The organism is Achromobacter sp. 1012554356 (assembly GCF_059760815.1).
This window is the reverse complement of record NZ_JCBANC010000013.1, coordinates 34,042-45,964: the sequence shown is the minus strand read 5'-3', so window position 1 is coordinate 45,964 and position 11,923 is coordinate 34,042. Positions and strand designations below refer to the sequence as shown.

Genomic DNA, 11,923 nt, shown 5'->3' with positions numbered 1-11,923 from the left:
ATGACTTTGCATCGGGAAGTTCATTTCGAGTCAGAAATCTGCGCCTACCTGGCTGCCAATGGCTGGTTTCATGTCGAAGGAGATGCAGCAATTTTTGACCGCGCCAGCGGCCTGTTCCTGCCCGATGTATTGACCTGGGTGGAGTCCACGCAACCCGACAACTGGCAGCGCCTGTCAAAAACTCACGGCGCATCGCTGCCCCAGGTTCTCGCCGACCGTATCCGCAAAAATCTGAATGAACGCGGCACGCTGGACGTGCTACGCCGTGGCGTGGAGATGCTGGGTCTGAAAGAGCCGTTGGAACTGGCGCAGTTCAAGCCCGCACTGGCGATCAATCCTGCCATCCAGGCGAAATACGCGGCCAATCGGCTGCGAGTTGTTCGGCAAGTCTGTCACTCACCGAACAATCCCAAGGATGAGCTGGACCTTGTTTTGTTCCTCAATGGCATCCCGGTTGCCACGGCGGAGTTGAAGAGCAACTTCACGCAAGGTGTGCTGGACGCCGTTGACCAATACCGCTTTGACCGTAACCCGCAGCCCAAAGGGGGAATGCCGGAGCCTTTGCTGGCGTTTCCTGGTGGCGCGCTGGTGCACTTCGCAGTGAGTCAGAGCGAAGTCATGATGACGACCAAGCTGGTCGGCAAAGACACGTTCTTCCTGCCCTTTAATCGGGGCAATGAAGGCGGCGCGGGCAATGCGCCCAACCCGGACGGATTCGCCACGGCCTACCTTTGGGAGGAGGTTTGGGCTCGTGACAGTTGGCTGGACATCCTGCATCGCTATCTCATTTGCAAACGCAATGATAAGAAGCAGCCGCACATGGTTATCTTCCCCCGGTATCACCAACTGGATGCGACCCGCAAGTTGGTCGCCGACGTGATTGTGAAAGGGGCCGGCGAACGTTATCTGGTTCAGCATTCAGCCGGTTCGGGTAAGACCAATTCGATTGCCTGGACGGCGCACTTCCTGGCTGATTTGCACGATGCGCAGCATCAAAAGCTTTTCGATAGCGTGTTGGTGGTCAGCGACCGTACAGTATTGGACGCGCAGTTGCAGGAAGCGATTTTCGATTTCGAGCGAACCACCGGCGTTGTCGAAACGATAACCAACGAGCACGGTAGCAAGAGCGCTCAGCTCGGTCTGGCGCTAAAGGCCGGCAAGAAAATCATCGTCTGCACGATTCAAACCTTCCCCTTCGCCTTGCAAGAGGTGCAGAAGTTGGCTGCCACCGACGGCAAGCGTTTTGCCGTGATTGCTGACGAAGCGCACAGCTCGCAGACAGGCGAAGCCGCTGCCAAACTCAAGCAACTGTTGTCGGCTCAGGAATGGGCGGATTTGCAGGATGGTGGAGAAGTTGACACTGAGGCGCTGTTGGCCGCAGGGATGGAGGCGCGTGCGGGAGCGAAGGGACTGACCTACGTTGCATTCACCGCTACGCCCAAGGGCAAGACGCTGGAATTGTTCGGCCGCCCGGGCCCGGATGGCTTGCCGCAGCCCTTTCATGTCTATTCCATGCGTCAAGCCATCGAAGAGGGTTTCATCCTCGATGTATTGAAGAACTACACCAGCTACAAACTTGCGTTCCAGCTCGCTCACGATGGCCAGCAGTGGGACGACAAACAGGTCGAGCGCAATACGGCGATGAAAGGGCTGATGCAATGGGTGCGCCTGCATCCGTACAACATCGCCAGTAAGGTTCAGATCGTCGTTGAGCACTACCGTGAGAACGTGCAACCGCTGCTTGACGGCAAGGCCAAGGCGATGGTGGTGGTGGGCTCGCGTCGCGAAGCTGTTCGCTGGCAAAAGGCCATTCGGACTTACGTCACCAGCAAGAACTATCCGCTGGGCGTGTTGGTGGCTTTCTCGGGCGAAGTGAGTGACACCGAGAGCTTTCCCGACCCTGTCACCGAAACCAGCGAATTGCTCAACCCTGGGTTGCGCGGGCGCGACATCCGGGAGGTGTTCAAAGGGCAGGGCTACCACCTGCTGCTGGTTGCAAACAAGTTTCAGACGGGGTTCGACCAGCCGCTGTTGTGCGGCATGTATGTGGACAAGATGCTTGGCGGGATACAGGCGGTTCAGACCTTGTCTCGTCTCAACCGTGCCCATCCCGGAAAAGACACGACCTATGTGCTCGATTTCGTCAACGAGCCGGGGGACATTCTTAAAGCCTTCAAAACGTACTATGAGACGGCTGAGTTGGAAGCCGTGACCGACCCGCATCTGGTCTATGACTTGCGCGCAAAACTGGATGCCAGCGGTTGCTATGACGATTACGAGGTGGACCGCGTAGCTCAGGTCGACCTTGATCCCAACGGCACGCAAAAGCAGCTCGACGCCGCCATCGCGCCGGTGGCGGATCGTCTGCTCAAGCGGTACAAGGCGGCACAGCAGGAGAAGGTCGCTGCTGAAGAAAAGCACGATGACAAAGCCGCTAAAGCGGCGAAAGATCAATTGGATGCGTTGTTGTTGTTCAAGAATGACATGGGTGCCTATGTGCGTCTCTACGCCTTCTTGAGCCAGATTTTTGATTACGGCAACACGAGTATCGAAAAGCGTTTCTTGTTCTACAAGCGCCTTATTCCGTTGTTGGAGTTCGGCAGGGAGCGCGATACGGTGGACCTCTCCAAAGTGGTCCTCACCCATCACACGCTAAAGGACAGAGGCAAACAGCCCATGACGCTTAACGCCGACGGCAGCTATCCCTTGCCACCGATGGATGCCGTCGGCAGTGGCAGCTTGCAGGACAAGCAGCAAGCCTATTTGGCGGAAATCATCGAGAAGGTCAATGGGCTCTTCGAAGGGGAGCTGAGCGACGGGGATCAACTCGTTTACGTCAACGGCGCCTTGAAAGGGAAGCTGCTGGAAAACGAGATGCTGGCGCAGCAGGCGGCCAGCAACACCAAAGAGCAATTTGCCAATTCGCCGGATTTGGGCAAGGCATTGCTGGATGCGATTATGGATGCGTTCGAAGCCCACCAGACGATGAGTACGCAGGCGCTCGGGTCGGCCAAGGTTCGCGAAGGGCTGAAAGACATTTTGCTCGGACCTGGGCAGCTCTACGAGACCTTGCGCAACCGTTCGCCGGGCGTGAACGCGTAGGTACCTCCGTCCGCTGCGTGATTTGAAGGGAATATGCGATAGGCGGCTCCAAACAAAAAGCCCAGCCGTGTGTGGCTGGGCTTTTTAATTGCAGATATGGGTCGCGAGCTGCGCGTGGGTTAATGCCTATTCATAGCCGTAAAAGGCATCTCGGAATTCTCCTGCCTCGACTTCGGCGACTTCTGGGCGCTCCTTGAACCAGCGGACGACAGATTGCCGCTGTGCTTCAGTTGGAGATCCCACCGAGGTGAGCACCATGCCATCGATCCTGCCTCGACCGACGTAACCGGCAAAGTAGAGATCGCAGCTTTCGATCCATGCGATGAACGCATCGAGCAGCGCATCGCCATCATCGATGTCGCTAACGAGCGACCCGCGAACTTCGAAAAGACAGTCTTGGAATTCACCGACGTGCAACTTCTTGCGCTGGCGACGGTTGAGCCGGCGCAAGCGGCCATTTACAGGGGCAATCGATCGATATTTACGCACGGAGACCTCGCGGGCGTTGAAGACGGGGAGATGCGATGGAATTTGTACGCTGCGGTGCACGACCGCGATGTCGGCGCGGCACTCTCGCCCGCTAGCTATCGGGCAAGCAGCATCCCGAGCTGGGGATACGATCTCCGGCATGGCGAAGATCTGAATTTTTGGTGGCCTGGGGCGGAATCGAACCACCGACACAAGGATTTTCAATCCTCTGCTCTACCGACTGAGCTACCAGGCCAACGAAGCCCGCCACTATACACAAAATGTCGGGACAGGTGGAGGCGCACACGCCGCCACCCACAAAAAACTCAACAAAAAACCCAGCGCGAGGGCTGGGTTTTTCGTGGGAACCGAAGTCCCGAATGCTTTTGGTGGCCTGGGGCGGAATCGAACCACCGACACAAGGATTTTCAATCCTCTGCTCTACCGACTGAGCTACCAGGCCAACGAAGTCCGCAACTATACACAATTTTTCAGGCTTGTGCCAGCCGGGCCCGCGTTGTGCCACTTTTTTCTGCGCAACACGGTTTCGCTGCCCGGGCGTTGCCGCAGACTGTTGGCTTCGCGGCACGAAAAGGCGTCAACTGACGGCAATCGGGGGCGGAAGTGGCCTGGGGATAACCCGCAGGAGTATAATCAGCAGCGGTTTTGTTGTTACAGCCGGATGCTTTCGCACCTTTGATGCGCGACAAGCGGGCTGCGACGCATTGTTCTTATAGTGGCAGTACTTAACGCTTAGCCGCGGGTGGCTTTCCGCCATCCCTCACACATGTCGGTAGCTGTCCTTGCCTTCGGTCTGAATCACACGTCCGCGCCGGTGTCGGTCCGCGAACGCGTGTCCATGCCCGTCGATCTGGTCAAGCCCGCCCTCGAAGGCTTGCGTTCGGCATTTGGCGGCTCTGTCCGCGAAGCCGCCATCCTGTCCACCTGTAATCGCACCGAGATCTACTGCGCGGCCGACGGCCACGTGGCGGATCAGTTGCCCGCCTGGCTGGCTGAACACAACCGTCTGGACGCCGGCACGCTGCGCCCGCACCTCTATCGCCATCATCAAGACGACGCCGTGCGTCACGCCTTCCGCGTGGCAAGCGGCCTCGATTCCATGGTGCTGGGCGAAACCCAGATCGTGGGCCAGATGAAGGATGCAGTGCGCGCCGCCGGCGAAGCCGGATCGCTCGGCACGCTGCTGCATCAGATGTTCCAGCGCACCTTCTCGGTCGCCAAGGAAGTCCGGTCGCAGACCGCCATCGGCGCCGAATCCGTGTCCATGGCCGCCGCCGCGGTGCGCCTGGCCGAGCGTGTGTTCGGCAATCTGGACCAGGCCCGCACGCTGTTCATCGGCGCGGGCGAAATGATCGAATTGTGCGCCACGCACTTTGCCGCGCAACGTCCGCGCAGCATGGTGGTGGCCAACCGCACGGCCGAGCGCGCCGAACTGCTGGCCAACCGCTTCTCGGCCAGCACGATGAAGCTGTCCGACCTGACCGAGCGGCTGTCCGAGTTCGACGTCATCGTTTCCTGTACGGCAAGCTCCCTGCCCATCCTCGGCCTGGGGATGGTTGAACGGGCTACGCGCCTGCGCCGTCACCGCCCGATGGTCATGATCGATCTGGCCGTGCCGCGCGACATCGAGCCCGAAGTCGGCCGCCTGGACGACGTCTACCTGTATTCGGTGGATGACCTGGGCCGGCTGGTGCAGACTGGCACCGACGCGCGCCGCGCCGCGGTGGTGCAGGCCGAGGCCATCATCGAAACCCGCGTCCAGGGCTTCATGCACTGGATGCAGTCCCGCGAAGTGGTGCCCGTCATCCGCGACCTGCACCAGGCCGCCGAAGACGTCCGTGCCGCTGAACTCGAACGCGCCCGCCGTCTGCTGGCGCGGGGCGAATCGCCCGAAGCCGTGCTCGAGCAACTGGCGCACGGCCTGACCCAAAAGTACCTGCACGGCCCGCTTGCGGCGCTGAACCGCAGCGAAGGCGACGATCGCAAGCAACTGCTTGCCTGGATGCCGCGCCTCTTCCCCGGCCGCGACTCCCGCCGTTAGCGGCGTTGCCCCACGTCCCGCCTCATGGCGGGCGTTCGCTTCGTGGGCGCCCGCTTTTTCTGTTTTCTCTCTTGGTCTTCCCCTCATGAAATCTTCCATGCGCAGCCGGCTGGAGCATTTGTGCCATCGCCTGATCGAGGTCGATGCCCTGCTCGCCGAACCGGAAACCGCGTCCGACATGGACCGCTTCCGCAAGCTTTCCCGCGAGCGCGCCGAACTGGACCCGGTGGTCGAAGCCTTCACCGCGTTCGCCCGCACCGAGGAAGACATCGCGACCGCGCAGGAGATGTTGTCCGAGCCCGACATGAAGGCCATGGCCGAGGAAGAGATCAAGTCAGGGCGCGGCAAGCTGGAAACGCTGGAAGCGGCGCTGCAGCTTTTGCTGCTGCCGCGCGACCCCAACGATGGGCGCAGCGTGTTCCTGGAAATCCGCGCGGGCACGGGTGGCGACGAAAGCGCGCTGTTCTCCGGCGACCTCTTGCGCATGTACACGCGCTACGCCGAACAGCGCGGCTGGCGCGTCGAACTGATGTCGGAAAGCGCGTCCGAGCTGGGCGGCTACAAGGAAGTGATCGCGCGCATCGACGGCGACGGCGCGTATGGCCGGCTGAAGTTCGAATCGGGGGCGCACCGCGTGCAGCGCGTGCCGGCGACCGAGGCGCAAGGCCGCATCCACACGTCGGCCTGCACGGTGGCCATCATGGCCGAAGCCGACGCGATGTCGGAGATCGTCATCAATCCCAGCGACCTGCGCATCGACACCTTCCGCGCCAGCGGCGCGGGCGGCCAGCACATCAACAAGACCGATTCGGCCGTGCGCATCACCCACTTGCCGACGGGGCTGGTGGTGGAATGCCAGGACGACCGTTCGCAGCACCGCAACAAGGACAAGGCCATGCAGGTGCTGGCTGCGCGCTTGAAGGACAAGGAAGAGCGCGAGCGCCAGAGCAAGGAAGCGGCCGAGCGCAAGAGCCTGATCGGCTCGGGCGACCGGTCCGAGCGCATCCGCACCTACAACTATCCGCAGGGCCGCGTGACCGATCACCGCATCAACCTGACGCTGTACAAGCTGCAGCAGATCATGGAAGGCGACCTCGAGGAACTGACCGGCGCGCTGATCGCCGAGCATCAGGCCGAGCAGCTTGCAGCGCTGGGCGACGATATTTAAGGCCGACGCCATGACCGCGCTTCAGATCAAGAGTCTGCTGCTCGACGCGCGGCTGCCGCGCCTGGAGGTCCGCATGCTGCTGGAGCACGTGCTGAACAAGCCGCGCGCGTGGCTGCTGGCGCACGACACCGATGCGCTGGCGCCGGAGGTGGCGGCGGCGTATGAGGCCTTGGCGCAGCGCCGGCTGGCCGGGGAGCCCATGGCCTACCTGCTGGGCCATCGCGAATTCATGGGGCACCGGTTCCGGGTGACGCCCGACGTGCTGATTCCGCGGCCCGATACCGAGGTGCTGGTGGAAACCGCGCTGGAATGCATCGATGGCGTCACCGGGCCGATGGTGCTGGACCTGGGCACGGGCAGCGGCGCGATCGCGGTGTCGATCGCGCTGGCGCGGCGCGACGCGCGGGTCATGGCGTCGGACGTCAGCCCGGCCGCGCTGGCCGTGGCCGCCGCCAACGCCTGGGATCTGACGGCTGCGGTGCGCTTTGTGGAAGGAAGCTGGTACGAGGCGGTACCTGCCGGCGAGGGGTTTGATCTGATCGTGTCGAATCCGCCGTATGTGGCCAGCGACGATCCGCACCTGGAGCAGGGCGACGTGCGTTTTGAGCCGCGTGGGGCGCTGACGGATGGCGCGGGCGGGTTGGAGGATCTGGCGCGCATTGTCGAGGGCGCTGGCGCCCACCTGAAACAGGGCGGCTCGCTCTGGATGGAACATGGCTGGGATCAGGCGGAGCAGGTACGCGACATGCTGCGCCAGGCCGGGTTTGCAGACGTCCACAGCCGGCGGGATCTGGCGGGGATCGAGCGGATCTCGGGCGGGCGTTTGCCGATCGCAGGTGTCTGACACCCCGCGATGCGCCCGTTCAAGGCATAGAACCTCTCGTCGGGGTGTCAGCACCCGGGCCTCTGGTGTCTGACACCCTGGATATGCCCGTTCAGGTTGCCGCGCCGTCACCCGGGTGTCTGACACCTTCCCGCGCGGCTCGCCCGGTCCGACACGTGTTGTTGCGTTTGCCCCGGATATACCGGCGCCGCGCCCGGGTAATCGGGCGCTTTTCCCGGCTGTACCTATAATTGACCCATTCCGTTTTGCCTGTCCAAGAGACCACCATGAGCGACGTTCAAGAATTCATCCGCGAAACCGTTACCCAGCACCCCGTCGTGCTGTTCATGAAGGGCACCGCCCAGTTCCCGCAATGCGGGTTCTCCGGCAAGGCCATTCAAATCCTGAAAGGCTGTGGCGTGAAGAAGCTGGTCACGGTCAACGTGCTCGAGGACGACGAAGTCCGCCAGGGCATCAAGGAATTCTCCAGCTGGCCCACCATTCCGCAGTTGTACGTGTCGGGCGAGTTCATCGGCGGCTCGGACATCATGAATGAAATGAACGAGTCCGGCGAACTGAAGACGCTGCTGGAGCAATCCGGCGCCACGGCTTAACGCCATCATGCGGCGGCTCGTCGTCGGCATCACGGGCGCCACCGGCGCGCTCTACGCGGTGCGCATGCTGCAGGCGCTACGCAACGTCGAAGACGTCGAGACGCATCTGGTGGTGTCCGCCTCTGGCGTGCTGAACATCAAGCACGAGCTCGATGTCAGCCGCCAGGACGTCTATGCGCTGGCAGACCACGTGCACAGCGTGCGCGACGTGGGCGCCACGCTGGCCAGCGGCGCGTTTCAGACCGCGGGCATGGTGATCGTGCCGTGTTCCATGCGCACGCTGGCGGCAGTGGCGCATGGCCTGTCCGACAACCTCATCACGCGCGCCGCCGACGTCACGCTCAAAGAGCGCCGCCGCCTGGTGATGATGGTGCGCGAGACGCCGTTCAATCTGGCTCACCTGCGCAACATGACGGCCGTGACCGAAATGGGCGGCATCGTGTTTCCGCCGCTGCCGGCGTTCTATCACCGGCCCGCGTCCATCGAGGAAATGGTGGACCACACCGTGGCCCGCGTCCTGGAATTGTTCGACATCGTCGTGCCCGGTCCGCACTGGGAAGGGACGTAGGCGGGCGTTATTCCACCAGGCCCATTCCGTTCAGTGCGGCCAGGTTTTCCGGCCATTTGCGCGCCCGGGCATTTTGCAGTTCGATGCGCGCCCAGGCCATCCATCCGGCCCATTCAATCCGTTTGTCCCACGCGGTGCCCCACGCCTGAAGCGCGGCCAGTCCCGCGGCAGCGTGCTGCTCCGCGGCCTCGAAGTCGCCAGCCGTCAGCGCCAGTTGCGCCAGCAGCAGGCGCGGCTCGCCGACCCACGGGTTGTGTTCGACTGCCGCCTCCAGCATGTGCCGCGCGCTGTCCATTTCGGTTAGCGGGTGCATGCGGGTGATGACCTGCCAATACAGCGCGCTGGCCGCCGCTTCGTCGCGCGGGCTGAGCGTGGCGCGGCAATTGTCAAAGGCGGGCGGGATGGGAATGCTGGTGTCCTGCGGCATGCGCGAGAGCGGCGCTAGCAGATGCGACAGCATCGACAGGATGTTCGACGGCGGTTTCAGCGGGCCGGGCCACAACGACGAGGCCCAGTTCGTTTTCAGGTCGCGGCGCTGCTGCTGCGGATAGCCCGCGAAAATCTCGTCCTGCCAGCTATGCCATTGCTCGCCGATGTCGGCGGCGGACACGACGGTGAACGCCGCGACCTGGCGCGGCGTGAAGGTAAAGACCTGCCCATCGGCGCCTTCCAGCGTCAGCCCTTCCGGTCCCGTGCCCTGGCCTTGCAGGATGGCCTGCACGAATCGCGTGCGCGGCATCGCGCAAAAAAGGCTGACCCATTCCTCGGCTTCGGCGCCCAGCACGTCGCGCAGCGTGTTGCGCTCGCGTTCGCGGTCAAACAAGGTGAGGTCCACGTATTCGTTGCCGTAGACGCTATGGAACAGGCCCAGGATGCGCACTTCGCGCGGCTGGTTCCAGAGCGTCAGCGTGCGGTAGACGCCCAGCAGGTGATGCTTGAACGTGCCGGCCTTGTGCCAGTCTTCGCCCGCGCTGCGCGCGAACAGCAGGTCGAGCAGGACGGGCAGGTCGGCGTCGACGGCGGCGTAGTGATCGGCCAGCAGCGCGCGCGCGTGCGGATGGAGTTCGGGGGTTGTGGACATGGTTGGCGGGTCGGGTGGATGAAAGCAGGCTCTATTGTGTCCGCATGCGCCGGCGCTGTCATCGCGGTGTTTATATCGAAATCCGCATATCAATATGAATATTGATCGCTTCCGGTTTTGAAGCGGCCTTACTAGAATCCGGGTGCATTGTTCGAACCCTCAATCTTTCAAACCTGTAGAGACTTCCATGCGCCTTCGCCATTCCCTCGCCGTTTTCGCCACCATTCTTGGATTTGCCGGCACCTCGGCGATGGCGCAGGACGCCGAGCTGAAAGTGGGCGTCACGGTCGGCCCGCACGCGCAGATCGGCGAAGTCGTGCAGCAGGTTGCCGCCAAGCAGGGCCTGAAGGTCAAGCTGATCGAGTTCAGCGACTTCATCCAGCCGAACGCCGCGCTGGACGCCAAGGAGCTGGACGTAAACATCTACCAGCACAAGCCTTTCCTGGAGTCGCAGAACAAGGCGCGCGGGTACAAGCTGGTGCCGGTGGCGACCGCGGTGGTGCAGCAGATGGGCATCTATTCCAAGCGCGTGAAGTCGCTGGACGACCTGCCGCAAGGCGGCAAGGTGGCCATCCCGAATGATCCGACCAACGGCGCCCGCGCGCTGCTGGTGCTGCAGGCCGCCAAGCTGATCAAGCTGAAGGACGGCGTGACGGTGACGGCGTCGATCTTCGATATCGCCGAGAACCCGAAGAACCTGAAGTTCGTCGAAATCGAGGCCGCGCAACTGCCGCACTCGCTCAAGGACGTGGACGCCGCGGCCGTGAACTCGGCGTACGCGATCCCCGCCGGCCTGTCGCCCGCCAAGGACGCGCTGGTGCTGGAAAGCAAGGACGCGCCGTTCGCGCCCGTCGTCATCGCCGCGCGCGAGGACAACAAGAACGATCCGCGCATTGTGCGCTTCATCAAGGCCTACCAGTCCGACGAGGTGAAAGCCTTTGTCGCCAAGCAGTTCCCCGGCGCCTACACGACCTCCTGGTAAGCCTGCTAGCGAGGTTTGCGACGCCGGTCGCGCGCCGTCTGGCGTCCGTCAGCCCGCGCATCCGCGCGCGCGAGCCACGTCCGAACCTCTTCCTCCAAGCCCGCCTGCAACAACTGCGCCGGCGCGCTCATGGCCCGGTCGCGCGACCACACCACCGCCAGCACCGGATCCTCCAGCGCCAGCAGTTGGCGCGCCACGAGGCCCTGGCGTTCGGCGTAATGCGCGCCCAGACTTTCGACGATGGCGACGCCCAGCCCCTCTGCAGCGAGCGCACACGCGGCTGACGACTGCGCCGCTTCGATGATCGGCCGATAAGGCAGCCCGCGCGCCTCTAGCGCCTGGCGCGTCGCGCGGCCGGCGGGCAGGGCGGGGGCCAGCACGATCGGCCCCGCCTCGGCCACCTCGTCCAGCGTCAGGGTGGCTTTCTTCGCCCACGGATGGTCCTTGGACATGACCGCATGCAGTCCCAACGGGGCGAGTCGCAGGCTGGACACGCGGTCGATATCCGGGGGCGAGCCGATGATGATGCCCAGGTCGATGCGGTGGTCCACGGCCATCTCGATGATTTCCAGCGCGGTGCCGGCGCGCACGGTAACGGCCACCGCCGGATGCGCGCGGCGCACGCCGGCCAGGGCCGGGGGCAGCAGGCTGGACGCGGCGATGGCGACGGCGCCCACGTCCAATCGCGCCAGAGCGCCCTGGCGGATGTCGACGGCCAGCCGGTCCACGGCCTCGATGCCGGCCAGCGCATTGAGCACCTCGGGTATCAGTGCGCGGCCCTGGCTGGTCAGGTGCAGCCGCCGGTTCTCGCGGCTGAATAGCGCAAACCCCAGCCGCGTTTCCATGTCGCGCAAGAGCGCGCTGGCGGCGGGCTGCGTCATGTTGACCGAGGCGGCCGCGGCGGTGACGGTGTCGAGCCGGTACATGGCGCGCAGCAGCAGAAGTTCTCGCCGATTGAACATATGGAATTCATATGGAAATAGTCAATTCATCTATTTGACCATATGAACGCGCGGCCGCCAGAATAGCCCATCGCATCCTGCATTCCGCATCTC

The 11,923-nt window shown here is 63.1% G+C and carries 10 protein-coding genes and 2 tRNA genes; 7 read left to right on the top strand and 5 right to left on the bottom strand.

Going from position 1 to position 11,923, the window contains the following annotated elements; genetic code table 11:
* A complete protein-coding gene (locus tag AC6LJW_RS08730; RefSeq protein WP_498086984.1) occupies window positions 1–3,102 on the top strand; it encodes a type I restriction endonuclease subunit R in 3,102 nt (1,033 codons plus the stop codon).
* 126 nt (window positions 3,103–3,228) lie between these two features.
* Here the strand turns inward: AC6LJW_RS08730 and AC6LJW_RS08725 are convergent, their stop codons facing one another.
* From AC6LJW_RS08725 to AC6LJW_RS08715, 3 genes are all read right to left on the bottom strand, one after another.
* On the bottom strand, window positions 3,229–3,732 hold the full coding sequence (locus AC6LJW_RS08725) for a 50S ribosome-binding protein YggL (protein WP_498086983.1): 504 nt from the start codon (window positions 3,730–3,732) through the stop codon (window positions 3,229–3,231).
* A gap of 18 nt (window positions 3,733–3,750) precedes the next feature.
* A tRNA-Phe gene (locus tag AC6LJW_RS08720) sits at window positions 3,751–3,826 on the bottom strand.
* A gap of 131 nt (window positions 3,827–3,957) precedes the next feature.
* Window positions 3,958–4,033: transfer RNA gene (locus tag AC6LJW_RS08715), tRNA-Phe, on the bottom strand.
* 324 nt (window positions 4,034–4,357) lie between these two features.
* Here AC6LJW_RS08715 and hemA point away from each other — a divergent pair.
* The 5 genes from hemA to AC6LJW_RS08690 all read left to right on the top strand — a co-directional run bounded on the left by hemA (window position 4,358) and on the right by AC6LJW_RS08690 (window position 8,805).
* On the top strand, window positions 4,358–5,632 hold the full coding sequence (gene hemA / locus AC6LJW_RS08710; protein ID WP_056559840.1) for a glutamyl-tRNA reductase: 1,275 nt from the start codon (window positions 4,358–4,360) through the stop codon (window positions 5,630–5,632).
* 85 nt (window positions 5,633–5,717) lie between these two features.
* Window positions 5,718–6,800 (top strand): peptide chain release factor 1, encoded by a 1,083-nt coding sequence (prfA, locus tag AC6LJW_RS08705; RefSeq protein WP_056559838.1) that lies wholly within the window; start codon window positions 5,718–5,720, stop codon window positions 6,798–6,800.
* A 10-nt stretch (window positions 6,801–6,810) separates the two neighbouring features.
* Window positions 6,811–7,644, top strand: coding sequence for a peptide chain release factor N(5)-glutamine methyltransferase (gene prmC, locus AC6LJW_RS08700; RefSeq protein WP_498086982.1), 834 nt, complete (start codon window positions 6,811–6,813; stop codon window positions 7,642–7,644).
* Window positions 7,645–7,910: 266 nt separating this feature from the next.
* The gene (gene grxD / locus AC6LJW_RS08695) at window positions 7,911–8,237 is read left to right on the top strand and encodes a Grx4 family monothiol glutaredoxin (RefSeq protein ID WP_056319914.1); all 327 of its coding nucleotides are present in this window, start codon (window positions 7,911–7,913) and stop codon (window positions 8,235–8,237) included.
* A gap of 7 nt (window positions 8,238–8,244) precedes the next feature.
* Window positions 8,245–8,805, top strand: a complete 561-nt coding sequence (locus tag AC6LJW_RS08690; protein ID WP_056559835.1) for a UbiX family flavin prenyltransferase — start codon at window positions 8,245–8,247, stop codon at window positions 8,803–8,805.
* Window positions 8,806–8,812: 7 nt separating this feature from the next.
* On the opposite strand, the gene AC6LJW_RS08685 is transcribed toward AC6LJW_RS08690, so the two are convergent.
* On the bottom strand, window positions 8,813–9,886 hold the full coding sequence (locus tag AC6LJW_RS08685) for a DUF6817 domain-containing protein (protein WP_498086981.1): 1,074 nt from the start codon (window positions 9,884–9,886) through the stop codon (window positions 8,813–8,815).
* Between the two features lie 187 nt (window positions 9,887–10,073).
* Here AC6LJW_RS08685 and AC6LJW_RS08680 point away from each other — a divergent pair, with 187 nt between their 5' ends.
* A complete protein-coding gene (locus AC6LJW_RS08680; RefSeq protein ID WP_056559832.1) occupies window positions 10,074–10,868 on the top strand; it encodes a MetQ/NlpA family ABC transporter substrate-binding protein in 795 nt (264 codons plus the stop codon).
* Between the two features lie 5 nt (window positions 10,869–10,873).
* On the opposite strand, the gene AC6LJW_RS08675 is transcribed toward AC6LJW_RS08680, so the two are convergent.
* Window positions 10,874–11,830, bottom strand: coding sequence for a LysR family transcriptional regulator (locus AC6LJW_RS08675; RefSeq protein ID WP_056559830.1), 957 nt, complete (start codon window positions 11,828–11,830; stop codon window positions 10,874–10,876).
* Between the last annotated feature and the right edge of the window lie 93 nt (window positions 11,831–11,923).